The following is a 25,727-nucleotide window of genomic DNA, read 5'->3' on the forward strand; positions in this document are numbered from 1 at the left end:
GCACGGTGTGATTTGCACCGTCGTTCTCAGCCTTTATCGATAAAGATTGGAGTCACTTCTTCCCCTTCGTCTTCAGCCAGTTGTCTAGCTGCCTCTGTTTCTCGGATCTTATCCTTTCGCTGCCAGCCCTAATCAACTTCTCTTCGTAGAGCGGCAAATACTTCACTGGATCGACTGTTCCAGTGGCGAGTGCTGCATAATACTCGTCGTTCACTGCTTTTACATTGGCAAGTTCCGCCTTCAAGTCGTCGGTTTCGAACACAAAGTCGTAGTAAGGGGATATCTCCGCTTCTTCGTTGATGCGAACGGTCTGTTCGATCTTGTCCGCTGGCGCCCCCTCCGGCAAATATTCATTACGGATATTGCCGAATACCCAATCTGTGTTCGTGAAATACCCGGAATCTGAATTCAGCTTGACGTAGTTTCTGTCACTTCGCGTATAGTGCTTTCCTTCAATTCCATAGACGAGCGTGTTATACAACTGCTTATCAGTGTTTACCACCTCAAGCAGCTTCATCGCTTTGTCCGGATGCTTTGATGTTCGGCTAATCGCACTCATCGAGCTGACAGCACCGGTAAACGACGGCTTTGCCAGCGGAACGAGCACGACGTCGAAGCCGCCGTCTCCGGCCTTAAACTCTGCCTCGGAGCCAGGTTTTCCCGTAAAATCGAACCATACAGCCGTGTTGCCTTTATTGTAGACATCCGCTGCATTCTTCAACGTAGCGGCGTCTTGGTTAATATATCCTTTGTCGTACCATTTGTTAACCAAAGCAAAATTCTGCTTCATTTCCGTCGTGACATCCGGAAGAACTCGGTTAGTCACATCGCCTTGATAAACTGACACGCGCCAGTCGATGCCATAGATGTGGTTCGTATAGAAGCCTCTTGTCGTGCCGAAAGGAACGATACCCGGTTCCCCTTCTTTCAGCTGTTTCAAGAAAGGCTCGATATCGTCGATTTTGCGGATCGCACTTAGATCGAGCTTATATTTATCGACGAATCGCTTTTGGATGACCAAGCTCGGGCGCATAGCGGCAATTTGGTAGTTCGGCACGGCAAGCTGCTTCCCATCCAGCTTACCGTCATTCCAGAATCGTGGAGACATTGATGCTCGCAGCTTCTGTCCATTGCGCTCAAGCAGTTCGTCCAGCGGCAGGAACACGCCTTTACGGGCATTGGCCTCCCAGGGGAACAGCCAGTTCGAGGTCCAGACAATATCCATGGGATCGCTTGCTGCCACGAGCGTATTCAACTTCTGCTCGTAGCTCGCGAAATCAACAGGCTGCAGCTTGACGCTCGCTTGAATTTTATTTGCGATCAGCCTGTTGACTTCGGCATTCACCAGCTGCAAGTCGGCATTCGCCTTGTTCTGTGGGTAATACCAGATCAATTCGTCCATCTCGGTACTGTCATCGTCGTCCGCCTGCTGCGATTTTGAGCAGCCGCTCATGACGAACAACAAAAACGCGACTAAGCTCAAAACCGCTAACAACATAAAACGATGTCCAGAAACTTTGCCCAAGATTTTCACGACGTTAATCTTGTTCAACGCTATTCTCCCCCTCTCCAACTCCGATCTCCTTTACTCTATCCTATTATAACCCGATCTCAGGGGACAGACATATAGTAGATTTATTAAGTTAAAAGGGGACTATAACTTTAACAGGCTGCCGGTTTGCCGGCAGCCTGTAGTTCAGAAAGTCAAACAAACATATTCAAGCGTTCAGCACCTGTCCGTCTAATAAAAGTCTTTCACGGAGCTTGGCGTAATCGATTTCCTGCACGGCGCAGCCTGCTTCCAAGGCGAGCGCCGCTGCGGTTGCCGCAGATTGCCCGAGAATCATGAATACGGGCTCCATACGAATCGAACCATAGGCAATGTGCGAGGAGGACAGACAAACCGGTACGATCAGATTCGAACATTCCTCGCCTTTGGGTACGATAGAACGATATGAAATCGGGTAGGGTCCACTAGGACTGATTTCTACATTGCCTTCATTGACGCAACGTCCATCCAATACAATTCTTCGGCAGTTATGGGAATCCATAGTATAGGCTGCCAGACCAATGGAGTCTTCCGCCACTGTATACTTACGGCAGTGATGCTCAGTCATCACAACTTCGGCAATCATCCGGCGACCTTCCCTTATATAAAGCTGATGCGGCCAACCAGCTGTTTCTTTGAACTCGTCAGCAGGCAGTCCCCACTGGCGCGCTTCCGCACGAACATAAGATGGGACCGATTCATCGTTGGCGAGAAAATACAGCATACCGAGATTATAGTTCACATGGTCCTGAAAAATAGCCTCGCGCGTGACATAATTCCCCTCCGGCCAATGATAGTTGGCCCCAATATGATCGGTGCTGAACGCGCCTCGGTTGTTGAGATCGGACTTACCCCTGGGCATGATTTTGTTCAGCTGCATGGCATCCCATACACCGGAATTGATGTACCTCAATAACAAGGCAAATCGGTCGGGGTTGTAATTCGGCGGTTCAGGGAAAGCGATCCGGTTGTCCGGAACATTCGTCAGGCATATACGGAAATTGTAAGCCTGGACGGTACGGTCACCCTGTCCCTGGTAGCCTGGGGCTTCATCGCTGATACCTGGAAGCAGCCCGCTGTCCGGCTTCCCTTCTATCCTGTATGGATCGGTCCAGGCATAGAAATTATGCTTCGGATGTCCGAAGTGAATGCCGTTTAAAGTTTCTCTGTATACCGAGTTCGCTTCCCGGCCCACATGATAAGACACACCAGCCCGAGCAAGCAGATCACCTTCGTAGGTAGCGTCTATAAAAATAGAGGCTGCAAAGGTATTGCCGTTTTCCATTCGTATACGGACAATCCTGCCGTTCTTCATTTCGACCGAGTCCAGATGTTGTTGGTAATAGACAGGCGTCTCCGCACGCTCTAACCATTCGTGAAAAATCGCTTCCGCCATATGCGGCTCAAAGGCCCATGCGGCTCCATCCGGCTCATCGCTGCCATAATGCTTGCCGATTGTGCGGTAAAATTCCCGAGAAATGCCTCCGATTGCCTCTTTGTTTCCAACATCCGTACGGCCTAATCCGCTTGCTGTCATCCCTCCAAGGTGCGTGCCGAACTCGGTTATAACTGGGCGGAGCCCCATCCGACTTGCTTGAACGGCTGCAGCTATCCCCGCAGGAGTAGCACCATAAATGCATAAATCCGCTTCGATATAATCCGGCACTTCGGCAGCTGTCTGCTGTGCATAATAGTTTAGTTTACTGAAATCAGTCATCTTCTTTATATCTCCTTATCCCCTAGGGTTCTATCTATAAGAACTGCGGCTGTCTTCATTCTTCGCAGCTTAAAACCATCCGCCTACAAATCCAACGATATCCCAGTTGCCGTCCGTTCGCCCCTTTAAGGTGATTGAATCACCGGGATTAGCGGATTCGAGTTCTCCCTTGAGACCGGATGGGGTCCTGACCGACGATCCGGACTGAGTCGTTAGTTTAATCGGGTAAGGTGACTCAATAACTACCGTAAATTGCTGTCCCTTTTTAGACTGCGGCAGTGTGAACGCTGAAATGCTGGAAGTGCCTGCATTGGTAAGAACATGTCCGTTAGCACCAGGGTCAATTGCTGCTACGGACGCCAGTTTCAACTCAGGCATCGGGTATAGATCTGCAAACACCTGATCTGCAGTTGGATCTACATACAACAGACGCTGTGCACCCCCGATAGCCGTGCAGTTGACAAACCTGATGTTACGAATGGCTTCCGAGCTATTTTTCTTAACCGAAAATCCGCGTGCAATCAAAGGCACTGATCGCTCCTCGATTGAAGCACATTCCACAAAATCTACGTTGCCGATGGCCGTTCTTGGAAACTGCGGTACAGTCGTTACAATGAAAGAAGAGCCGTAACCGTAGGGGTCTTCAGGCGCGTTTACCGTATTGCAATTAACCGCTCGGCATCGTATGAAGGACACTTTAATGCTTTCCGGGGAGCTTGATAATACCGAAAACCCGGCGTATTGCTCCTTTTCCGCCATACAATCGATAAATTTCACCTCTCCCTTGACCGCATTCGCTCCTTCCGCACCATAATTGACCGAGCTGCCGAAGGAATTGCTTTTGGTGCGGCAATGCTCAAAGGTAATATCTACACGCTCATTGGCAGCAGTCATCCGATGAAGAGTCACAAGAAAGCCGCGCCCGACATTGCCCTCAGCAACGCAATCCACAAACCGAATTTTTTTCAGGATATCTTGGCCCGAATTGTTGTTGGGCTCGATATCGACACCGCTTTTCGGTGCTGTGCCGGTCGTATTCGTGAATCTGCACCTCTCTACCAGCAATCCGTCCACGCTAATAACGGAAAGACCCTGCCTACGATTATTATTAGCTACACAATCACGCAAAACAACGTCCTTGGAATACGGCTGAGACGCCTCGTAGTTGCCGATATAGAATCCATCCCCTCCGCTGTCATTGGCATGAATCCCTTCGATGACAATGTTTTCCGATCCGCTTATATCAAAAATATGTGCCTGCTCTCCGGAGTTGTAAGCAGGTTTGTTCATCTGCAAGGTAGCTCCGTTGCCGATGATATGCACATGTTTCACATTCTTAATTCGGATCAGTCGCTCGTAAGGTGATTTCCTGTTTAAATTGTCAATCGCTTGGATGACGGTACCAGATTCACATTCGATGACAATGTCGCTCGGCACGATCAGTTGACCGGTCAAATAATAACCGACTCGCTGCTTCGGGATATACAGCCTCTTACCGGCAGAGGCGTTAATGGCATTCTGCAATGCTTGTGTTTCTACAGTAACACTGTCACCGATAGCCCCGAACCAGGAAAGCAGAATGGTTTCACCGATTATTCGCTTAAATCTTTTGCCACGTGTTGTAACGACTACCGTTCCTGTATTGTCTACCGAAGTCGTATCTGCGCTGTCGAGTAGAAAATAACCTTCCTTCCCCGCATCCGTCACATAGTAAGCAGCCTCAGGGAGTAGATCAGCGGATGTTCGTAACCCACTCAACGACACGGACAAGCACATGTCGATATTGCGTAAATCGGCCAACATTAATTTTTGGCCTAGCGGACCGTATACGTTTTCTGTAACGGATGATTTCGCTTCCGCCACACCTTGAAACCTAGCGTTGAGTAGGCCACCTGTGGCAAAAGCTACTCCCGCCGCTCCAATTGATGCTAGCAGTTTCCTACGATTAATCCTCATCACTGATGTGCCTTCTGTGGAAACTTCCGTCATTTCATCATTTGGATTTGTCTGTTGGTTACTCATACCTAAACCCTCCCAGTAATATATTGGATTAGCTTCCATTAATTAAGCTGGAGTGACGGATAGTTGGCCTGCATCGGTGACTGTCACTATAAATACGCTTCCATTTGGTGATTTCAGCTTCAGTGCCGAAGCGCTGAGCGCTCCGGCAGAGCCGATCGGTTCCCATACACCGGGAGAGCCGTCGGAGACGCAAATCCAGCCTACTGGTGACAGCGTGGAAGGCTGAACGTTCCACAAGATGGAACCGCGTTTCCATGTTCCCGATACAGGTAAGGCTGTAGCCCATCCCGATATCATATCCTTCGTCTGAATTTCAGGTGATGTCCAAACCTTCAGATTCACAGCCCCGAATACGGGAGTACCCGCGCCTGCGAACACGTTTCCGGTTGTAATCCGAAGGTCTGAGCCCACTGCCGCCGAATCGATTTGAATGCATTTCCCCGCGCACTCCGTCACATTGCCGTGGAATAACGTCTCCGTCACCACGCCGCCAAACCAATAACCAACACTGCCAATATTGACCAACTGATTGCCGGTGATGAGATGACGGCCTGTCGCCTGCGGCCCTGCAAACCGGACGGATCCATTCGAAGAATTGATATCCTTTATCAAGTTGTCTGTGAATTGAACGGAAGAGCAATTGGTAAATGAGACGGCTATTGCTCTTGCCGACTCGATCCGATTGCCAGCGACGATCGGAGCTTCTGAATTCGCGATGTTCCAGCCAGATGCACCTGTCGCATAATCTCGGTTTCCGCTGATTTCAAGTCCCTTGGTCACATTGGAGCTTTGGATCATGCGGGCGTCGGATACAGACCCGTAAAAATCGTTGTCCTTGATGGTCACCTGCACGGTGATTGCCGGAGCACTATTACAGCGGAAGAAATATCGCGCTTGGCCCTTATTTCCCGTAATTGTTATCCGTTTGTTCGGAGAAGCCGTATTAGGATTGTAAGAATTAATGAAATAAATTTCGCTATAATACTCGTTCTCTGTAATCCAGATATCTTCAACGATATCCGAGCCCGTAGAGGAGCTATTCGGCTCCAAGTCTATGGTGGCAACATAAGGAAAGGAATCCTTGATCACATTGCCTTCGATCCACACTTTTCGGCCGGAGACGACAGCGACTGCACATCTTCTTGGATTGCTGAGTACGTTGTCGCTTATATGCACATTCTCGCTGGGAGCAATATAATCGGAACCAATATAGACACAGTCACCGTAAGGTGCAAGTAAGACATTGTTATGAATAAATACATTAACGGAATTGGCGATCCTGACAAGATGCGACTGCTCGTCGGCCGTGCCGGTCGTGTAGCCGCCATTCAAGTACAGACCCGTGACATGGAGTCCACCGCCCTGGTAATTATGAATTAGCAGCATGCGTTTCTGCTCAGACCCATTGGAACCGTCCATACGGATTTCAGGCATGCCTATTCCAATTATGGAAGCCGTCAGCGATACAGAACCACTCAGTTTATAGAAGTTCGTCGTCTTGGGGACAATCATCGGCTTACCGGTAGCTGCAGCAGAACGGAAGGCATCCGTATCATCCGTAGTTCCGTCTCCGACAGCGTTGTAGTCAAGAACATTGACCCAACCCGGGTCGCAAGTTTCCAGTAGTGCTAACCTTTGCTGCTCGTACACATTCTCGGTCACAGAACTGCCTGCCGCTGCTGCCGGCGTTCCTAGTAAACTCATCACCATTCCTCCGGCTGCTGCCGTTAAACCTGCCGTTCCTAGTACGGCAAGCAAGCTTCTTCGAGTCAGCTTACGGGTTTGGCCGGTTTCTTCCTCTTGCACGGGTAATTCCAACTGGCGCTGAGTATCGATCTCTTGAAGTTTGACATCATGGAGCTCTGAATCCTTCATCATAATCCCTCCTACATGGTAGATATTCGGAAATATGCGGTTCGACTCATAGGTGTACAATACTTCTTACTTCGGCTTACATACTCGTCTTCCCGCTAACCAAATATAGCCTGCGAATCTAACAGCAGACAGGCGGTTAACGCAGCGGACCAGTGAAAATCGCGGATCACGTCAATTTTCCTTCGTATATCGTATTGTTGCAGCGGTGGACCTTTCCGGCTGCAAGCGAGCGGTGAAGTCTTGGCTTCGGCATCGAAATATTCAAAAATGACGCCATACCCCTCATACCAGAACTGCACGGCATCAATTGTTCGCTCCGCCAGTTTGTTGGCTTCCTCCTCTTTCCCCTGCTTGCGCAGACCCGTAATAATCAGATAATTCGTACTGATCCATACTGGCCCACGCCACATATCCGTGGAGTACGTAGGCTCGGAGACAGCGGTGCTGGGAACAGGAAATGGCGTACCAAAGTGCTGCGGATCATGCAGCATCGCGAGCAGACGCTCCGTCCTTGTTTTCTGTAAATCCTCAAGCAGCATCGGCATAAAACCACTTATCGCTTTCACCTTCGACATGCTTCCGTTCATGGCAAGATCATAATAAAATCCGTCTTCTTCGTGCCACAGTTTACTATGTATGCTTGCCGATACGGCAGCTGAACGCCGGGACCATAACAATGAACGCTCATGGTCTCCCAGCTCTTCAGCAATACGCGACATATATGTCATATCAGCAGCTGCATAGGAAGAAAAATCCACAGCGTCCAGCAGCGCCGCCTCATCGAATCGAGGTGAATTATCCATGCCGGATTCACCGGATCGGCAGAGTGGGTTGCCCTCGATCATCCATTCCAGCAGGCCATTTTGATTTTTGTCTCGGTGTGTGAGAATCCATTCCATATAAAGCTCCAAACGGGGCAGTGCATAGGCCAGATCGCTCCATCGCTTCGTATAGAGGAAGTTCTCCCAAACACCCCATGCCAATATGGGAGGCTGTGTAATCGAAGAAACCGTGCCGTCCGCTCTGCTCATATGCGGAATCATCCCATCCTCTAGCTGAGTTTCGAGCACACTCTTGAGAAACATCCAGGAGGTATCGGCATGAATCCTGTTCATAGCGAAGGAATGAAATACCGAATCCCACAGCCACATGGCTTTGTGGGGGACACGGTCGGGAGTCGACCAAATCTGGCCGATTGACGCCTCAGCAGAAAGGGTATTCACTTTCATGACACTTAAGCATTTTTTAAGCAGCCTGGCTCTTTCAGGATCTCGAACTACTGGCAGCCGAGCATAGAGGTTCAGTCGTTCCCTCATCACTTGATGTCGATCTAACAGAAGGGCGTCGACTGCGCGATCAGTCGCTTCGGCTGCATTCGTCCCGAAGGCTAATGTCCAGGATCGTTCATCGGCAGCCAGCAGAAGGGCAATGACATCCCCCTTACCAACATCCTCTGTAATTGTTAATTGTCCTCCGTCGGAGAGAATCTCCGTACGCATTGTCAGCCCGTTTGTGTTCTCAAGCCCGTCGTCCACGAACGCTAGAGCCACGTCTCCATCTTCAGGTAGATGACCGATCAACGTATGCCAAGCTGCATACATCATCATCATCTCTCCCCTATCCGTTTCGGATATGAGCACGTCCCCTGTAGCGATCCGCACCTTACCGAAATCGGCAGTTCGAAGCGTAAGCAGTCGACGCTCTGGTGTATGAATAAGCAGATCATAACCTGCAGACCCTACGGTTGCGACGAATTGCGACCGGGTGTCGGTTTCGCCATCAAGCCCAGAAAATGCAAACAGAGCGCCCTCTCCCCAAATATCGGGCATATTCGTCCAACCAGCTGCTAGTGAATCAGGCCCCATCTCATTTCCCTCCTTTTTCCTTATTCTTAATTCCGGCCTACCAATCCGCAGAACTATATAGCATTTCAGTCATCCCTTTAACCCCGCAGACGCTACACCTTGCACGAATTGCTTCTGGGCAAAGAGAAACACAATCAGAACAGGAAGAAGCGTAATGACGGAACCTGCCATAATGATCGTCGTCTTGTTATCCACCTCATTGCGTAGAAACAGGAGGCCAAGTGGCAGCGTATACAGCTTTTTATCCTGTAAATAAATAAGCGGCTCCAGCGTGCTGTTCCATGAACTGATGAAGGTAAACACGGCTAGGGCCGATAAGGCAGGCTTTGTCAGCGGAACGTATATTTTATAAAAAATGGTCCAAGGATTCGCTCCGTCGACCCAAGCTGCATCATACAGTTCCTTCGGAAGCGTCTTGTAAAACTGGTGCATCAGAAAGATGCCGAAGGCGCCTCCCAGAAAGCTGCGCAGATAAAGCGGATAATACGTATTTAGCATACCTAGTTGTTTCCATATAAAATAAGTAGGAATCATGGTGACTTGCGATGGCAGCATCATCGTGCCCAGCATTGCCAGAAAAATAAGATTGCGTCCTTTAAATTCGAAAAAAGCAAGCCCATAGGCGACGATTGCGCAAGAGGCAACCATGCCGACCATATCAAGCACAGTGATTAATACGCTATTCATCGCGTAACGTACAAAATTAACCTCGACCCAAACCTTATAATAATTGCTCCATTCAATCGGATGTGGCCATAATTTTGGCGGCAACGTTAGTTCATCGCCCGGTTTCATTAAAGATGTAGAGAGCATCTGCAAAAAAGGCACCAGCATGAACAGCATGCCGCCGATCAAGACGATATAAGCGGCCCACTGTAGACCAAGCGATTGTTTACTCATAGTGGACCCACCTCTTCTCCATTTTTTTCTGAAATAACGTGACCAGCAGAATGATTGCAAATAATCCCCATGCCCATGCGGATGCAGCGCCCATCTTCGCGTTCAGGAACGCGTCCCGGTAGATCAGAATATTCGGAACCATATTCCTGTCATGAATGGAGTTTATGTCGCCCTTCTCGCCAAGCATGACCAGAAACACGTCAAACGCGTGAAACGCTGAAATCGTCGAAAGGATCATAACCATATAAACCATCGGGGATACGAGTGGTATCGTAATTTTTGTGAAATATTTCCAACCGTTGGCACCGTCAATCCGGGCGGCTTCCATGATTTCTTTGGAAATGTTTTGCATACCTGCGAGAAGCAGCACCATGGAATATCCGGCACCTTTCCAAATATTCACGATGGCGATTGAACCGATGACCAGCCACCACTTTTCACTACGGACCCAATTTACCCTGTCTAGACCCAAAGAATCCAACATCCAATTCAGAATCCCGAACTCGTTATTGTAAATCCATAGCCAAACCAGCCCCCCTGCAACCCATGGCGTAATGACTGGTAAGAAGTAAATCAGTCGGAAAAACGTTTTTCCACGAATTTGCAGATTCAACATGTAGGCCAACAGCAAGGAGACCAACGTCTGACCCGGTACGAACAGCAGAGCGAAGCAGAACACATTGCGCAGTGCCAGCCAGAACACGTCATTTTTCACCATTAACGACCAATTTCTCAAACCGATCCAATGCGGCGCGTTGAACAAATCCCATTTCGTAAAGGTTAAATAAAACGAGAAGAAGAATGGGAACAGAAAGAAGACGGCCAATTGTATGAGAAAAGGGAGGGTGAAGCAGAAGCCCCACCAGCCTTGTTTGCGCATCGTAACACCTCATTCGACCGGACCTGAAGTCCGTACTTATTTATTCTCGTCCAAAACGGATTGCACTTTTTGCTGGATTTCCTTCGCTCCATCAGTTGGCGCTTTTTTGCCATCGAGGATATCATTCAGGATCGGGGTTGCGGCTGCGCGCCATTGATTCCAGGAAGGATTCTCATCCAATGTGCCTCCAGCCTCCTCGACGCCTTTCGTAAAAGCTTGCTTATTGGCCGGCTTGCTGCTCGACTTCTCGAGAGCTACGAGCGCAGTTTTCTTTACAGGAAGGCTCGCTCCGCTTTCGGAAAGAAACGTCTGTGCTTCGTCGCTCAAATAATATTTGAGGAATGTCCATGCCGCTTCCTTCGCTTCCGGTTTCGCCTTGGAGTAGATCAGCCATTGGTTGACAACTGTAGGGACGAAGCGTTTGCCGTCAAAACCAATGGGAACCTTGACGACATCCCAGTCCAGATCGGGCTTATTCTTATTCAAGTTGACTTGACCAGAATATTGCAGGAAGGTCATCGCCGTTTTTTCACTTTGAAAATAATTCTGATTCGTTTGCATCTCTCGCGTCGGGCTGATTTTATCCTTAAGGATCGTATCGGCCCAACGCGTCAAGCCTTCAACAGTCTTGGGATCACTGAATGTTGCCTTCGTCATGCCCGCATCAAGCGCTGAGCCCCCGGTCGATTTGATCCAAGGAATCCAACCCTGAGCAATAGAGCTTGCCGTCTGGAAACCGTAAATATCCGTTTTCCCGTCACCGTCCGTGTCCTTCGTCAACTTCTTGGCCGCATCGATCATATCCTGGAAAGTCCAGTTGTCAGTAGGGAAAGGAACATTGTTTTGTTGAAAGATTTTCTTGTTATAAACGAGTGCGTTCGGGTTGACGCCATGCGGAATGCCGTAAATTTTACCGTCGGGTGTCTTGGCGGATAGCAGGGATTCGATATAATCCTCCGTCTTTAAGTCCCGCTTAATATAGGGTTCTAGATTTTCAGCAACGCCTCGCGTCCCGTAACCAAGGATAACGGCATTTTCCTGAAACCAGATATCAGGCGCGTTATTGCCCGCGATATTCGTTACAATTTTAGTTGTAAAATCAGCCCATGGCGCTTCTTCGATCTGCAGCTTGATGTTGGGATATTTCGCTTGGAAGCCGTCGATGATTTTTTTACTTGTGATGTCATAGCTGCCTGGCAAGCCGATCTTTAAATTAACTTCTTTTGGAATGTTCGATGTTACGCTAGGGCTAGATGGACTGACCGCAGGGGTATCCGTAGTCGTTTCTGAGGAGCAGGCTGCAGCTGAAAAAGCAATCAAAACTGATGCGGATACAAGTTTGAACATTTTCATACAAAAACCTCCCATTTGAGATTGGACGAATGAATTTGCTAAGAGCTTGCATGTTACACGTGTTCGTAATTGTGCGAACTTAAATGCGTCCCGTAGATTGGCGCACATTCATTTCGCATTTGATCTCAATATCTGCCATGATTTCTTGTCTTTGCCCCTCTTTGCTCCCCATTATCTCTAATGCCAGCACGGCCAGCTTCCCGATAGGAGGACCGATCGTCGTAACTGGAATCTCCATTCTTTCCATTTCCGGAATATCATCATAAACGATCAACGAGTAGTCGTCGGGCATACGAATCTCCCTGTCTCTGAACAGCTTGATCAGTCCGAAGGCGTAAGATTGGTTGTCGACAATAAAGGCCGTCGGTCTATCGGGACTGTCCAGCAGCTCCGCAACACGCTTCTCCGGAAAGGACTCCCCTTCTTTGGCGGAAATCACGTAATGCTCATGGTAATCCAGTCTCTGTTCCAGAATACCTCTAATGAAACCCAACTGTTTCTCGTAGGAGTCCCCGACGAAGGTAATCCTGCGGTGACCATTAGCCGCCAAATAGCATACGGACTCATAAATGGCTCCGCTTCGGTCGACGCTGATCCGGTGTGTCCCCTCTAAGGTGCCGCCTCCCATCAGCAGCATTCGCCCTTGAAAGAGCTCCTTCTGCTTGATGAAAGCCATGTCCGGCTGCCAACCTGGAGGACTCCAGAAGATGATCCGATCGACAAAATGCTCGTTAAATGCACGTAGTCCTCGAGGTGGATCAGCCAGCGAAATCATTACGTCCAGTCCACGCCTAGCGGCTTCCTGCTGAATCTGCAGGCTGAGGTGATGAAAAAATAGCGCTTCTGATTTCGGCCACAGTAAGCCTATGGTCTGTGTCTGTTTGTCAGCCAGTCTTCTTGCCGCCTGATTGGGGATATAGTTCATCTGTTCGGCTATACTGACGATTCTTTGACGAACCGCATGGCTGACCCCCGGAGATCCGTTCAACGCTTTCGATACGGTGGGATGGCTCACTCCTGCTGCACGGGCGATATCCTTAATGGTTACTTTCATGGATTGCTTAGTTCCTTTCAACTTACACATGTCTATGATGATTTAAGTATATTACACGTGTTCGTAATTAGGAATACTTTTCCATAAAAATTTAAAATCTCACTAAACTTCCGATCTCAATCTGTCGACCGGTTCGCATGGAGACATTACCAGCAATCCCCGTCAATATGGATATGGCTCCATCGACATGCGAGGCAGCTCGGTTCAATCTGTCAGGCGCTGGTTCTCCAAATAGATCGTTTAACAGTATCGGATCTCCTCCACCATGCCCTCCGCTTCTTTCCTCTATCTCGACCTCATAAGCCTTCTGGAACATTGGCTGTACGGTTAGCTGCTTGTGGGAAAGTGCGCCCTCATCCTCTTTCTCACCAGCCGAGTTGATATATGATCGTTCCACAACCTTAAGCTCCATACGCCCTTTGCTGCCGTTAAATACAACATTGAACCCTTCCCAAGGTTGGTAAGCATTTAAAGAATAAGTAAGTATTGCCTGGTTCTCGTATCGCACGATGACGCCTAGTGTATCCTCGATACTAATTCCGTCGCCGAACACGCTTTGATCCCGTTGATAGCCGTCAGCGATCTCCGCATCCAGATACAACGCCTTTAAATGATCATTGGAATCCAAATGCAGCGCGAACGGATCGTTTTTAGCCACCTCGCTGCCAAGTGCCCGTTGGTAAAATTGCGTCACACCTCTGCGTTCCGCATTTTCGCGTCCATAATACATTAGACCGCCCATGGCAAATACCGATTGCGGGCGGGTGCCCAGCCAGAAATTAACCAGATCGAAATGATGCGTCGACTTGTGAACGAGCAGCCCTCCACTATTGCGTTTATCCCTATGCCAGCGACGGAAGTAATCGGCACCATGCTCGGTGCTAAGCAACCATTCGAAATGAACGGAATGAACATCGCCAATAACGCCGTCCATAATCAGTTCGCGCACTTTGGTGTTATGGGGTGCATACCGGTAATTGAAGGTGACCCTGAGGCTGCGTCCGGTCCTACTCACTGTATCAAGAATATCCTGGCACTTGTCCTCGTCAACTGTCATCGGCTTCTCGCTTATAACGTCGCAGCCCAGCTCCATAGCTCGGATAATGTACTTATGATGCGTTCTGTCCATGGTAGTTACGATGATGGTGTCGGGCTTCTCCTTCTCAATCATAGTATCGAACTCTTCTGCACCGTAGATGGCAATTTCCGGATGTGCGTACTTTTCTTTGAGCAACCGATTTGCATAAGATAACCTTACAGCGTTAATGTCACAAAAAGCGACGAGCTCGGTACGATCACGGTATCCTTCAGCGAGAGCCCCATAAAAAAATTCGGCGCGGCCGCCTGTACCGACCAGTGCATATTTTTTTTTCATCATAGCCTCTTCCCCTCTTCAGTTGTTAGTACGCTTTCATTGTAACGCAATAAATCATCCCTTTCTGCGGAATATTTGCGATAATGCCCCGCTTTCTTTGCATTTTTTGCGTATTTTTCAAATGATCATGCTATAGTGAGGAAAAAGGAGGGGACAACCTGATGCAGAAGGAAATGTTCATCCATCATATGAAACGGAACGGCTACTACACCATGCAAAAAAACCATTTTCACGACCGATACGAAATTTATTATTTAATCAATGGGGAACGGACCTATTTTATCAAAGACCTGACCTACCGAATCCGTGAGGGTGATCTTGTTTTTATTGATAAATACGAGCTTCACAAGACAGGCGACACAAGTCTGCCGAATCACGAGCGCATTTTGATCAATTTTACCGAAAGCTTTCTGAATCATTTCAGCCAACCGCTTTTATATGAGCCATTCCGGATGAAAATCAGGCTGCTTTCGGTTCCTCCACATGAGCAGGAGTGGGTGCATCGATTACTGTTTGAGATGCTGAAAGAGTCAAACGATTCTCTGCCGGGATACGAAACGGCGCTTCAGTCTCAACTGGCCACACTGCTGATCTGGTGCGCACGCCGGTTGAACCGGGGAAGTGGAGCGGATTTTGAACACGAAAGCCCTGCTCATAAAAAAATTGCCGAAATCGTCGCCGCCATCAACGGCAGATTCGAAGAGCAACTATCTTTGAACGCCATAGCCAAGGAGCATTACATCAGCCCCTATCATCTAAGTCGCATGTTCAAGAAGGTTACCGGATTTTCCTTCGTTGAATATGTTACTAGCATCCGAATCAGTGAAGCGCAGCGACTGCTCAGGGAGACCGACTGGAAGATTACGTTGATCGCCCAACGTGTCGGTTACGAGAACATTAGCCACTTCGGACGCGTCTTTAAGGAACTAGCCAAAACCAACCCACTTGAATACCGGAAATCAGCCATTCGAGAGGGTCATTAAACTTTTTCATTAAATCCTAGAAAAAACAAAAAAGCCGTCGCGTATATCGCGAGGGCTTTAATGATTTCATTTTACTATGCTAAACCATAATCTTTCGCTAATCCACCAAGACCGTCTCTATATCCACTACCTACGGCCGAGAACTTCCACTCACCTGAATTCCGATATAACTCACCAACGACCACTGCAGTTTCAATGGAGAAATCTTCACCCAAGTCGTAACGGATTAGCTCTTGGCCATCCACTTCATTCACAATACGAACGTAAGCATTGGAAACTTGCCCAAAGTTCTGATTCCGTGCTGCAGCTTCATGAATCGTAATTGCAAAAGCAATTTTCTCGATCGTTGCTGGAACCGCCGATAAATTAACATTTATTTGTTCGTCATCACCAGCGCCAGCACCTGTACGATTGTCACCATTATGTACAACAGATCCGTTCTCATTTTGCTTGTTGTTATAAAAAACAAAGTTTTTTTCTTTATCCACTTTACCTGCAGAGTTGGTGCAAAAAACAGAACAATCAAGATCGAAAGCGTTGCCGCCATCGTATTTATTCGTGTCCCAACCAAGTCCTACAAAGATTTTTGTAAGCCCCGGATTTGTTTTTGTAAGATCTACTTTCTGACCTTTAGATAGATTGATTGGCATAGAATGTTTACCCCCACTTTATTATTTTATTGGTAACGTTCAGTTTCTGTAGCTATTGTCATTACTCGACTTAGAACGATTTTTTAGTGCAACTACTTGATGATTTACAGCTGTAACGGCTGACAAGTTCACCCGATGCATTATAAAGCTCCACGTTATCATACGAATTATCATCCCAGATTTCACTCATAGACCATATTTTATAGTAAGAATTAGCAGGGAATCTGGAAACGGTCTCCGCAAAATTGCCACTGACAACAGAAACAGTATCTTCTTCTGGTCCTATACCGTATGCCCCGAGAATATGGGTGTCACTAAACGTATAGGTCTCGCCTCCGAATGTACTTATAATTTTCCATCCTTTCAAGTCAACCTTCTTGTATCCATAATTCGTAATTGCTAATGCTTCCCTAAATTGATCACGTGCTGTAATGACAACATCACCTTTGTTCTGCACTGTATCCTTTACCCCTGAGTCTGACTGTGGAGGGACAGAAGGCACTGGAGTTGGCGTCGGCATTACTGTAGGTACTGGTGTTTTCGGAATTACCGTAGTTGGGTTGTTGTTTCTTGTTACCATGGGATTTGCAATAATCATGTTAAGCAATCCTTCTCGGTTCGATTGGAAATTAAACGTAAGGGATTGTACGCCCGTAACATCTACATCAATTGTCTTTGGATCTTGTCCAGGCTTTATGTCAGTTACGCTCAATAGCTCCTTGGAGTCACCGATGATCTTCAAAGTTCCTGTTGCTGTATTAGAAGGTACACTATCGTCCAGTCCTACCAACCCAGTAAGTTTTGAATAAAATCCTTCCAACTTTATATCCATGCTTCCCCCCGATTTAATGTATGGCGGATAGGGATTGTTATGCATGTAGAGTCCGAAACCTTTGCTATAAGACTGGTTATTAATTGTGAAATACGGGTATGCCGATGAATTATGATTCATCCCCCACTCGTTAACGGCGAGAAACCCTTTAGCTTCATCGCGTGCGACGAAAGGAAAGGTAGTCAAACTTTTCGTATCTGCTGCATTTGTGGATGTTGATGTATTTCCATTAGGAGCAGTCACTGCGCCGAGTGAAATGGTATTCGTGCTTCCATCCCAACCGACTTCATTACCCAAAGCCTCAGTAACCAATCGAAGTGGAACATACGTCGTGTCATTATAGATAAATCCTTGACCTTCTAATTTATTTTTCATTTCACCGTTTATTTTATATTTGAGCTGCTTGTAGTAAACCTCAATTACGGTTCCCTCATTTGTAGCCGAAGAATTTACCGGAGGTAGATCGTTTGTTGATGAACTTGTAGGTAATTTCGTATTCAATGATGAGCTGAGCGCGATCGTATTCGTATTGCCATCCCAACCGACTTCCTTCCCTAGCGCCTCGCTCACCATTCGGAGTGGTACATACGTCGTGTCTTTATAAATAAAGCCTTGTCCTTGTAACGCGCTCCGCATCTCACCGTTAATCTTGTATTTAAGTTGCTTGTAAAATACGATAATATTGTTTCCTCCATTTGATGCACTTACGACACTGCTCGCGAGTAAAGTACTAGCGATAATTCCGATAGAAATTCCTTTAATAGTCGTAAACCTTGATTTCATTGTATGTAACTTCCTTCTTCAGCAATATGTTGTACATTAGTACAGATTATCACAGGAAATAAATAATGGAAATAAGTAATGTAAAGGGAAAATGTATTTTTTGTCGAATATGGTGAGTCGTCATTCATAGAGAAATTAAATTGGGAGGTTATGTTGTTGAGTCGAAAAGTTATTGTAATTCTATTGCTAATGATGTTTGTTATAAGCTCCAATGCTTACGCAGCCGATAGCAAGATCACTGTTTACCTGGATGGAAATGAGTTAACGTTTGATACCCCACCTATTATTACAGATGGAACGACACTTGTACCATTAAGGAAAATTTTTGAAACTTTAGGTTCACAAATTCAATGGGACAACTCTACGCGAACGGTTACTGCAACGAAAGGCGATATTTTAATTACCTATAAAATTGGGGAAAAGAACGGTTACAAGAACGGAAAAGCCGTAACGATGGAAGTACCTGGCGTTATCTCTAATGGGTTTACACTTGTCCCTTTGCGGTTTGTCAGTGAAGCACTTGGTGCCTTAGTAGCTTGGAACGGCGAAACCAAACGAATTGATATCACTCACCAAGAGAACGCTACTGTCGAATTAAAAGCTCCAGAAACCAGCTATATCCCAAGTATCAATCGCTTAAATGGAAACCAAGTAGGTACCGTTTATGTGGATGGAGACTGGATTTATTACACGCATCCCATGGATGAGCGAAAAATCTATAAAATGAAACTAGATGGATCTATGAACACCAAGATTGGCGATGTTGTAAGTTCTAACCACCTTATCGTCGATAAGGATTGGATCTACTTCTCTACGTTTGAAATCATTGGACACCCTAGAGATTACAATCTTTCCCCGGATAATGGCGTCTATAAAATGAAAACAGATGGTTCAGGACTTGTGAAGCTACTTAGCGGCATATCGATTGCAAATATGTCTATTACCGGGGATTCGATTTATTATACGAAACAATTTGATGCATCGAATGTGAATATGGTCAAGACGGATGGTACTGGAAATCAGTTGGCATATAAAAGTGTTTGGAATTATCAAATTTTGGGTGATACCATCTATTACAATCAAGAATCCAGACTACCCGTTGACTTTTATGAAATGAAGCTAGATGGATCGAATAAACGTAAATTAATGAGAAATATTTCATCCAGATACCAAGTCATTAATAATTCTTTATACTATACAGACGGTGCTTACCTTATGGAAAGACTCCTCAATGAACCTGAGAAGGAACCGACGAAGGTCATAGAGCTTAATTCGAATAACCTTGTTGTGGTTAACGAGCAAACGGTGATTTTCCAGAAGAAAAATGATATGAAACTGTATAAAGTAGATTTATTAGCTAAAAATGTTACTCTCTTAAATGAATCAGCTGTACAGACTTTCGATGTAGCAGGTGATTTAATTAAAGTCACTTTCGCTAACCCTGTTACGTTCTCATGGATCAACTGGAAAACCAAGGAAATGATCGAGTTCCGCTAGTTCGAAAGTAAGAAAAAGAAGGATGTTCCTCGACATGAATATGTCGTGGAACATCCTTTTACTTTAGTAACATTAACTCGAAACTAAGCTACCGTCACGATGATGGGTTGATTCTTTGTAATGATTATTGTGTGCTCATGTTGTGCCGTAAAGCCACCACCCGGTAAACATAATGTCCACCCATCCGACTGCTCAACGGCATAGTCAGCCCCCGTTGATAAAAAAGGCTCAATCGTAAGGACTAAACCCTCTTTCAATACACGTTTATCATGTTTGTTATAGAAAGGAAGAATCTCTGTTGGAGACTCATGTAAGGATTTCCCAATACCGTGACTACACAAATTATTAATAACATTATAGCCGCCTTTTCTAGCCTCGCTTTGAATAATCCGTCCGATTTCGTTCAATTTAACTCCATGCTTAAGTGAAGAGATTACTTTCATCATCGTATTGTGTGTGTATTCACATAAACGCAATAAGGATGGATTGTATGGAGTTATCGGAAAAGACTGTCCCGCATCCGCATAATAACCTCCCAATTCTGCCGAAACATCGATGTTTATTAAATCTCCTGGTTGGATAATGCGATTTCCGGGTATTCCGTGAGCCACTTCATTGTTAACGCTAATACATGTATAGCCAGGGAAATTATATGTTGCTTTCGGTGCCGGCACAGCTCCATGCCTTTTCAAAAAACTGCCTCCGATTTCATCAAGTTCCTTTGTTGTTATACCTGCGCGTGTGTGACGTTTCATTTCACTAATCGTCATTGCAACGATTTTACCGATTGCTTTTAGTCCATCGATATCGTTTTGGGATCCTATTGTCATTAAAGCCCCTCCATTTTCCGTATATCATTATTTTACTCATTTTAAGAAGAATACTCCACTATAGACGAAATCTTCAATTCCGAATGAGAAATTGAAGGTATTAGCTGGTCTCGAACGCTTCAGGTACTGGTTTTCTGTGAAATGCTTTCATATCTTGAAGCGGTGGGAGTCCGAAAAGCCGGCGATATTCACGACTGAATTGCGCCGGGCTCTCGTATCCGACCTCCAGCGCGGCGACCGTCGCGTTCGCGGTGCCGTTCAGCATGAGGCGTCTCGCTTCTTGGAGTCGGAGCTGCTTCTGGTATTGCAGGGGAGCCATCGTCGTGACAGCTTTGAATTTATGATGAAGTCCTGAGACACTCATTTTGGACGATCTCGCCACCTCTTCGATTGTGAAGGTTCTGTTGTAATTCTCCTTTATCCATTCAATGGCTCTACTGATCCCCTCATTTTGCTGGTCCATGAAAACCCGCTGAACAAACAAGTGCCCATAATCGCCCGTAAGCAAACGAAATATCATCTCGCGCTTAATCAGCGAAGACAGGAAGCGGATTTCAACCTCGGACTTGTCTCGCAGCTCCAACAGCCGGATGAATAAGAGTTGCAAGTGCTCATCGGATTTTCCTACGTAGGCTCCAGGTCCGAGCTTTTGGTCGAGCGGTTTCACGACGATACCGGTATCCGTCATGACAGAAGCAATCTCTTCCGCCGTTACATCGATTCGCAAGCCGAAATACGGCGTTTGCCGCGAAGCGCCGATGACTTGACCAGAGGCTGGTATATCGATCAACGAAACCAAATAGTCGCCTGCGCTATAATAGATCGTGTCCTGACCTAGATGAAGTTTCTTACCCCCTTGTAGAATCAGGCAAAAAGAGGGGGTAAGAACACCTGGTATAATCGCCGTTGGCCGGTTCCGCCGGACTAGCGAAAAAAAGGGAACTGACGTCTCCGTACGCCCCTCTGTAAGATGAAGGGAATCCACGATATTCACTAATTGATCCAATTTCGACTGCATGGGAATGTCCCTCCAATCTTTCTATCCTCTCCTATTATACGCCTTTCCACGAAGAGCGCAAACCTGTTTATTGAACAATATGGATTATCACTTTGCAGTATTGATCAATTTTTTAGCAGAAATGAGCTACTTCCCGTTGCCGATTCGCGTCATAATAACTGATATAAAGTGAAAGGGAGGTTATCCTCTTGAAAGAACATTCGAAACGAATTATTTTGGCGATGATCGTCGCCTGTCAGCTGATGATGGTGCTCGACGCTTCCGTCTTGGTTACTGCATTACCCGAAATCGGCAGCACACTCCATCTGTCGACGGCCGCTCTAACTTGGGTGCAAAACGCGTATATTTTGGCGTTCGGAGGCTTCTTGTTATTAGGTGCTCGAGCTGGGGACATCCTAGGAAGGAGAAAAACTTTTACCGCGGGGATCGCCTTGTTTTCGTTGGCCTCGATGTTATCCGGCTTGGCGCCGTCCGCTGAACTTTTGCTAGTGGCACGCGCATTGCAAGGAGTGGCAGCAGCAATGGCAACACCTTCTGCACTCGCCTTGTTGTCCGTAAGCTTCTCGGAAGCCCGGGAAAGGTCGAAAGCAATCGCGGTTTACAGCGCCGTATCCGGAGCCGGGGGCAGCGTCGGTTTAATCGTCGGTGGATTGTTGACGGATCTCATCTCTTGGCGCGCCGGGATGTTCCTCAACGTACCAATTGGCGTCGCTCTGCTTCTTATGGTTCCTCGATATATGCAGGAGACGGAGACCAAAGTGGGCCGACTAGATATCATGGGAGCCATGACGTCGGTAATCGGCATGACGGCGCTGGCATTCGGGTTCGTTCAAGCGGCATCTGTCGGATGGAAAGCGCCGGAGGTATGGGGTTCGCTTGCTCTCGGAGGTATCTCGCTATCGGCTTTCGTGGGGATCGAAGCACGGGCGAAAGAGCCGATTACCCCTCTTCGCCTGTTCGCGAACCGAACACGATCCGGAGCCTACTTGGGTAGGCTGTTGCTCTTGTGTGGAAATTATCCAATCTTTTTCTTCGTTCCGCAATTTTTGCAAAAGGTTCTTCATTTCAACTCTTTGCAGGCGGGACTTGCAATCATGCCGTTCACGGCCGTTCAGTTCGGGATGATGTATGCGATGCCTACGCTTTTAGCCCGTTTCGGGAACGCTAAAGTATTAATTGCCGGATTGATAATCGCGATCACCGGAACAAGCTGGCTGAGCCTCATTTCGGCTGAGTCGAGTTTCCTTCCTCATTTGTTTGTCCCTTTGCTCGTCATGGGGTGTGGAGCTGGAATGATTTTCCAGCCATTTACGACACTGGGGTTGTCCGATGTGGATGCCAAAGATGCAGGTGCAGCGTCAGGGCTCGTCAACGTCGCTCATCAGACCGGAGCGTCGCTTGGGCTCGCTGTTCTGATCGCTGTCTTCGAGGCTGCGAACCGGCCAGACGTTCCATCAGATACGTCTTTTGCCCATGCAATCTCCGTCTCACTTGTGGGTTCTGCCGTTTTCCTGACAGCTTCTCTCCTAGCGGTCTTGATCTTGCTGCTGCCAGCGGAGAGGGCGCAACGCGTCGTCGCGGCTGAACCGCGTAACGCGTCTTGAAGCTTTCAATATTCTTTTATTCTTCCATCTGCAAGACGAAATATGAGTATAAGTTTTTTCACCAAAGCGGGCCGCCAATGTGGTTGGCGAGATTTATTTTAGTCATCTTTGCTTTCTAAATTTAAGTACTTCTATAAACAATTCTATTGAACAAAAAGCCACCGTTAAAATCCCAATAAAAGATAACACATAGAGAATGAATCTAACCGTCATATAGGCCAATGGCATGCTATCGAATAGATGTTGTATTGTACTCACTGCAAAAGAATTATTTAAAAAAAGAAGAAAAACACCAGCAAATATTCCGTAAAGTAAATTATGTTTATGATCCATAAAAAGCTCCCTTTTAACAATATGAGTATGAATGACTAGCTTCGTTATTTGGTTTGTTTCTTAAGAAAAGGCAACCAATCCACTAGGGTTGGCTGCCATTTTCGTTTAGCTATTGAACTCTAGTTACGTGCTAAGTTATTAGCACCAACCTCTCTCTGGCCAATCAGACCCATATATCGTTGGAAAAAGGGCAAGCATGATAACGCCACTATAAAATACTTTTAACCCAACAGCTACTGCTTTTTTTCTAAAATTCGTTTCAACGCCATCCTTTAAATCTTGTTTCTGGTTCATTTCAAATTCCTTCATATTATCCCAACCTTTCTATATGTATTTGTAAATTTTACCAAATATATGGATTCATACATATAGTACTAAAGAAGCAATTATATCATCACAATGCTCATGTCTTGCTTCATTGTTGTCCCAGCTTATCATCCTTCAAGCAAGGAAGTTCCAATTGCTTCTCTTCTAGATGAGCATCTAGCTTGTGCCTTCAAAACCGTCGTAGATCCGCCCGCGGATTTCAAAGCTGGCTTTGCCTTGTGTTATCACCATTTGCAGCATTCGTTAATCGAGAATAAATATCATTAATATGCAAATATAAAAGATTTCCCAAAAAAAGAAGCCATCTTTACTTCTAAAACGCTAAAGTTGACTTCTTTTTATTCACGATTATTCTTTAATTGTGGATAAAATATAGCTTGCAACAATTATTATGTTGTATAAGATACGAATCGATTGCGGTAAGAACGAACTAACACATTTCAGTTTTTATTTATGGATAACCTTAAACCACATTGAAGATTGGTCCTTAGGGTCTCCATTGTAATTAATCAAAATCTCTTCACCCGCTTTAATATCTTTATAGGCAGAGAAGTCAATGGTTAAATTATTTATATTCGATATATATCTCGCATTGGGAGTGAAAGAGTGATTGTATAATCCACCGTATCCAAGAGCGATAGCTTTATCCTCTCCCCAACGATAAACATAGTTTTTGAGGATACTTTCCCTCATTTCTTCCCATTCTTTTTTGGTGACAACGATAATCGGGGCTGACTCAATTAAGTCACCTTTTTTAATGTTTTCGGATGCAAAAATTCCTCTTCCATATTTTTCAGTATGTTTCATTTCAATTTTTTTCAGCGTGCTTCCTCCTTTAAGAAAGATCTTTAAGATGCTTTCGAAGATAGCTGTTGCGTTTTTCAATGAAGCGAAGTATGAATTCTGGTTCACTATTGAATAACGCAATGGATTTCTTTTTAAACGGATCTAAAGAAATATAGGATTTTAATTGCGTATGGAGATTTGCCACCATAGGTTCTATTGCTTTAACCGTAAATTTTGTTTCTAAAATTTCTTCCATAATACGACGGTATTGCTGCCGTATTTCCGTTACATCCAATAGTCGTGCAGTGAGTGTATTATAGCCTTCAATCGGAACAGCATAATATTCCATTATTTTTCCATTCCAATTTCGTCCCCAAGTTGCATCATAATCCCAGGGGATCACCTGATATAATTTCGACTCTTCATTTCGAATTATAGAATAGTTGTGAATAAACCCATCGTAGTTTTGGGTACAAACTGCCCCACATAACCATAATAAATAATTTTCGATATCCAGATCCTTTATTATCGCTTCTCCAAATTGTTCTCGGTTAGTTGTATTTATTTTTACAATAAACTTTTCTAAGTCTTGTTTATCCTTATCAGTTCCCATTTTTTGAAAATATCCAGACATGAGGGAAGGTTTTGGATTTCCCTTCGGTGTTAATAAAGAAAAGTTCGCATGGTAGATCGTAGCATAAAAAATAGGACTTGATGGTAATTCTCTTCTTTGTAAAAAAAATTCATCCACCGATTCAAGTTCTAGATATATTCCCTTTATCTCCCCATTCAATTCTAGAAAAACATGCTTACTATTTGGAGCCGTACTCCCAATGCTCTGGAAAAAATCAAAAGAAAGCTTGTTGCGTATTAAAGATGGATCTCGGTATTCAGCATTTAAGTGTATCTCACGCCCCGCAAATTCTTCTTTATATGACCTAAAGTCGATGCTATAGGATTTCTTTTGAAAATTACGGGTATGATCTCCCCGATATGAGATCCCAATCTCATGAGGAATGTTGTCTACAATTAATTTGGCAGGAACAGGATCATCTTTCCAAACATCAGCAATTAGTACCTTAAGATCTTTCGGTTCAATCGTTATACCATAAGTAGGAATAGCAGTATGTTCCATTAAATCATTCCCTTGCCTTTTTTATATCTTATGAAGAAGTAAGTGGTGTTGATAATAAATTGGTCTTTACACTAGAACAAATAATACGCGATTCACATAAAATACAGCACCTTGATTTTCAAGGAATTTTTATGATGGGTGGTCAAGTCAATATGGGAGAAACTCAAATACTAGATTTAATAAAACAAGCTCAAGATACTGGATTAGATGAGTTTTTAGTTCGAAACCCCGTGTCAAATAAAGGAACTGGAGGTACTGGTGGTACTGGTAAAGGTACTGGAGGTACTGGCAAAGGTACTGGAGGTACTGGTAAAGGCACTGGAGGTACTGGCAAAGGTACTGGAGGTACTGGTAAAGGT

At 45.8% G+C, this 25,727-nt stretch carries 22 protein-coding genes; 5 read left to right on the forward strand and 17 right to left on the reverse strand.

Annotated features, from left to right (window positions below; all coding sequences use genetic code 11):
- Positions 1–52: 52 nt before the first annotated feature.
- From L6I86_RS26820 to L6I86_RS26865, 10 genes are all read right to left on the reverse strand, one after another.
- Positions 53–1,552 (reverse strand): ABC transporter substrate-binding protein, encoded by a 1,500-nt coding sequence (locus tag L6I86_RS26820; RefSeq protein ID WP_236291464.1) that lies wholly within the window; start codon positions 1,550–1,552, stop codon positions 53–55.
- 166 nt (positions 1,553–1,718) lie between these two features.
- The gene (locus L6I86_RS26825; RefSeq protein WP_236291465.1) at positions 1,719–3,266 is read right to left on the reverse strand and encodes an FAD-dependent oxidoreductase; all 1,548 of its coding nucleotides are present in this window, start codon (positions 3,264–3,266) and stop codon (positions 1,719–1,721) included.
- 69 nt (positions 3,267–3,335) lie between these two features.
- Entirely contained in the window at positions 3,336–5,288 is a 1,953-nt protein-coding gene (locus L6I86_RS26830; RefSeq protein WP_236291466.1) for a right-handed parallel beta-helix repeat-containing protein, read from the reverse strand.
- A gap of 42 nt (positions 5,289–5,330) precedes the next feature.
- A complete protein-coding gene (locus L6I86_RS26835) occupies positions 5,331–7,163 on the reverse strand; it encodes a right-handed parallel beta-helix repeat-containing protein (protein ID WP_236291467.1) in 1,833 nt (610 codons plus the stop codon).
- A 95-nt stretch (positions 7,164–7,258) separates the two neighbouring features.
- Positions 7,259–9,028, reverse strand: coding sequence for an amylo-alpha-1,6-glucosidase (locus L6I86_RS26840; protein WP_236291468.1), 1,770 nt, complete (start codon positions 9,026–9,028; stop codon positions 7,259–7,261).
- 69 nt (positions 9,029–9,097) lie between these two features.
- On the reverse strand, positions 9,098–9,928 hold the full coding sequence (locus tag L6I86_RS26845) for a carbohydrate ABC transporter permease (RefSeq protein WP_236291469.1): 831 nt from the start codon (positions 9,926–9,928) through the stop codon (positions 9,098–9,100).
- Positions 9,921–10,808: a carbohydrate ABC transporter permease gene (locus L6I86_RS26850; RefSeq protein ID WP_236291470.1), complete on the reverse strand. Its 888-nt coding sequence runs from the start codon at positions 10,806–10,808 to the stop codon at positions 9,921–9,923. The genes L6I86_RS26845 and L6I86_RS26850 overlap by 8 nt, the downstream gene beginning before the upstream one ends.
- 36 nt (positions 10,809–10,844) lie before the next feature.
- Positions 10,845–12,161, reverse strand: coding sequence for an ABC transporter substrate-binding protein (locus L6I86_RS26855; protein WP_236291471.1), 1,317 nt, complete (start codon positions 12,159–12,161; stop codon positions 10,845–10,847).
- Between the two features lie 79 nt (positions 12,162–12,240).
- Positions 12,241–13,215 carry a LacI family DNA-binding transcriptional regulator gene (locus L6I86_RS26860; RefSeq protein ID WP_236291472.1) on the reverse strand — a complete coding sequence of 325 codons (975 nt, stop codon included), beginning with the start codon at positions 13,213–13,215 and terminating at the stop codon, positions 12,241–12,243.
- 91 nt (positions 13,216–13,306) lie between these two features.
- A complete protein-coding gene (locus tag L6I86_RS26865) occupies positions 13,307–14,593 on the reverse strand; it encodes a Gfo/Idh/MocA family oxidoreductase (protein ID WP_236291473.1) in 1,287 nt (428 codons plus the stop codon).
- 158 nt (positions 14,594–14,751) lie between these two features.
- Here L6I86_RS26865 and L6I86_RS26870 point away from each other — a divergent pair, with 158 nt between their 5' ends.
- Positions 14,752–15,573: a helix-turn-helix transcriptional regulator gene (locus L6I86_RS26870; RefSeq protein WP_236291474.1), complete on the forward strand. Its 822-nt coding sequence runs from the start codon at positions 14,752–14,754 to the stop codon at positions 15,571–15,573.
- 74 nt (positions 15,574–15,647) lie between these two features.
- On the opposite strand, the gene L6I86_RS26875 is transcribed toward L6I86_RS26870, so the two are convergent.
- Positions 15,648–16,223: a TerD family protein gene (locus L6I86_RS26875; RefSeq protein WP_236291475.1), complete on the reverse strand. Its 576-nt coding sequence runs from the start codon at positions 16,221–16,223 to the stop codon at positions 15,648–15,650.
- Between the two features lie 70 nt (positions 16,224–16,293).
- Positions 16,294–17,838 (reverse strand): stalk domain-containing protein, encoded by a 1,545-nt coding sequence (locus L6I86_RS26880; RefSeq protein WP_236291476.1) that lies wholly within the window; start codon positions 17,836–17,838, stop codon positions 16,294–16,296.
- 156 nt (positions 17,839–17,994) lie between these two features.
- Between L6I86_RS26880 and L6I86_RS26885 the strand changes: the two genes are divergently transcribed.
- On the forward strand, positions 17,995–19,335 hold the full coding sequence (locus L6I86_RS26885) for a DUF5050 domain-containing protein (RefSeq protein WP_236291477.1): 1,341 nt from the start codon (positions 17,995–17,997) through the stop codon (positions 19,333–19,335).
- A gap of 83 nt (positions 19,336–19,418) precedes the next feature.
- Here the strand turns inward: L6I86_RS26885 and map are convergent, their stop codons facing one another.
- Positions 19,419–20,165 (reverse strand): type I methionyl aminopeptidase, encoded by a 747-nt coding sequence (gene map, locus L6I86_RS26890; protein ID WP_236291478.1) that lies wholly within the window; start codon positions 20,163–20,165, stop codon positions 19,419–19,421.
- 100 nt (positions 20,166–20,265) lie between these two features.
- On the reverse strand, positions 20,266–21,183 hold the full coding sequence (locus L6I86_RS26895; RefSeq protein ID WP_236291479.1) for an AraC family transcriptional regulator: 918 nt from the start codon (positions 21,181–21,183) through the stop codon (positions 20,266–20,268).
- 188 nt (positions 21,184–21,371) lie between these two features.
- On the opposite strand from L6I86_RS26895, the gene L6I86_RS26900 reads away from it, so the two are divergent.
- Positions 21,372–22,787: an MFS transporter gene (locus L6I86_RS26900; protein WP_236291480.1), complete on the forward strand. Its 1,416-nt coding sequence runs from the start codon at positions 21,372–21,374 to the stop codon at positions 22,785–22,787.
- 471 nt (positions 22,788–23,258) lie between these two features.
- Here the strand turns inward: L6I86_RS26900 and L6I86_RS26905 are convergent, their stop codons facing one another.
- On the reverse strand, positions 23,259–23,414 hold the full coding sequence (locus tag L6I86_RS26905) for a hypothetical protein (RefSeq protein WP_236291481.1): 156 nt from the start codon (positions 23,412–23,414) through the stop codon (positions 23,259–23,261).
- 111 nt (positions 23,415–23,525) lie between these two features.
- Here L6I86_RS26905 and L6I86_RS26910 point away from each other — a divergent pair, with 111 nt between their 5' ends.
- Positions 23,526–23,714 (forward strand): hypothetical protein, encoded by a 189-nt coding sequence (locus L6I86_RS26910; protein WP_236291482.1) that lies wholly within the window; start codon positions 23,526–23,528, stop codon positions 23,712–23,714.
- A 180-nt stretch (positions 23,715–23,894) separates the two neighbouring features.
- On the opposite strand, the gene L6I86_RS26915 is transcribed toward L6I86_RS26910, so the two are convergent.
- Both L6I86_RS26915 and L6I86_RS26920 read right to left on the reverse strand, forming a co-directional pair.
- A complete protein-coding gene (locus tag L6I86_RS26915) occupies positions 23,895–24,254 on the reverse strand; it encodes an SET domain-containing protein (protein ID WP_236291483.1) in 360 nt (119 codons plus the stop codon).
- 28 nt (positions 24,255–24,282) lie between these two features.
- Positions 24,283–25,368, reverse strand: a complete 1,086-nt coding sequence (locus L6I86_RS26920; RefSeq protein WP_236291484.1) for a CotH kinase family protein — start codon at positions 25,366–25,368, stop codon at positions 24,283–24,285.
- A 59-nt stretch (positions 25,369–25,427) separates the two neighbouring features.
- On the opposite strand from L6I86_RS26920, the gene L6I86_RS26925 reads away from it, so the two are divergent.
- A partial coding sequence (locus L6I86_RS26925; protein WP_236291485.1) for a hypothetical protein occupies positions 25,428–25,727 on the forward strand: 300 nt, incomplete at its 3' end.

This window comes from Paenibacillus allorhizoplanae (assembly GCF_927798215.1).
GTDB classification, from domain to species: domain Bacteria; phylum Bacillota; class Bacilli; order Paenibacillales; family NBRC-103111; genus Paenibacillus_E; species Paenibacillus_E allorhizoplanae.

Excerpts from the sequence above, each read along its gene's own strand:
- L6I86_RS26825 (WP_236291465.1), bottom strand. The coding sequence starts at position 3,266 with ATGACTGATTTCAGTAAACTAAACTATTATGCACAGCAGACAGCTGCC.
- L6I86_RS26830 (WP_236291466.1), bottom strand. The coding sequence starts at position 5,288 with ATGAGTAACCAACAGACAAATCCAAATGATGAAATGACGGAAGTTTCC.
- L6I86_RS26835 (WP_236291467.1), bottom strand. The coding sequence starts at position 7,163 with ATGAAGGATTCAGAGCTCCATGATGTCAAACTTCAAGAGATCGATACT.
- L6I86_RS26840 (WP_236291468.1), bottom strand. The coding sequence starts at position 9,028 with ATGGGGCCTGATTCACTAGCAGCTGGTTGGACGAATATGCCCGATATT.
- L6I86_RS26845 (WP_236291469.1), bottom strand. The coding sequence starts at position 9,928 with ATGAGTAAACAATCGCTTGGTCTACAGTGGGCCGCTTATATCGTCTTG.
- L6I86_RS26850 (WP_236291470.1), bottom strand. The coding sequence starts at position 10,808 with ATGCGCAAACAAGGCTGGTGGGGCTTCTGCTTCACCCTCCCTTTTCTC.
- L6I86_RS26855 (WP_236291471.1), bottom strand. The coding sequence starts at position 12,161 with ATGAAAATGTTCAAACTTGTATCCGCATCAGTTTTGATTGCTTTTTCA.
- L6I86_RS26860 (WP_236291472.1), bottom strand. The coding sequence starts at position 13,215 with ATGAAAGTAACCATTAAGGATATCGCCCGTGCAGCAGGAGTGAGCCAT.
- L6I86_RS26865 (WP_236291473.1), bottom strand. The coding sequence starts at position 14,593 with ATGATGAAAAAAAAATATGCACTGGTCGGTACAGGCGGCCGCGCCGAA.
- L6I86_RS26870 (WP_236291474.1), top strand. The coding sequence starts at position 14,752 with ATGCAGAAGGAAATGTTCATCCATCATATGAAACGGAACGGCTACTAC.
- L6I86_RS26875 (WP_236291475.1), bottom strand. The coding sequence starts at position 16,223 with ATGCCAATCAATCTATCTAAAGGTCAGAAAGTAGATCTTACAAAAACA.
- L6I86_RS26880 (WP_236291476.1), bottom strand. The coding sequence starts at position 17,838 with ATGAAATCAAGGTTTACGACTATTAAAGGAATTTCTATCGGAATTATC.
- map (WP_236291478.1), bottom strand. The coding sequence starts at position 20,165 with ATGACAATAGGATCCCAAAACGATATCGATGGACTAAAAGCAATCGGT.
- L6I86_RS26895 (WP_236291479.1), bottom strand. The coding sequence starts at position 21,183 with ATGCAGTCGAAATTGGATCAATTAGTGAATATCGTGGATTCCCTTCAT.
- L6I86_RS26905 (WP_236291481.1), bottom strand. The coding sequence starts at position 23,414 with ATGAACCAGAAACAAGATTTAAAGGATGGCGTTGAAACGAATTTTAGA.
- L6I86_RS26910 (WP_236291482.1), top strand. The coding sequence starts at position 23,526 with ATGTCTTGCTTCATTGTTGTCCCAGCTTATCATCCTTCAAGCAAGGAA.
- L6I86_RS26915 (WP_236291483.1), bottom strand. The coding sequence starts at position 24,254 with ATGAAACATACTGAAAAATATGGAAGAGGAATTTTTGCATCCGAAAAC.
- L6I86_RS26920 (WP_236291484.1), bottom strand. The coding sequence starts at position 25,368 with ATGGAACATACTGCTATTCCTACTTATGGTATAACGATTGAACCGAAA.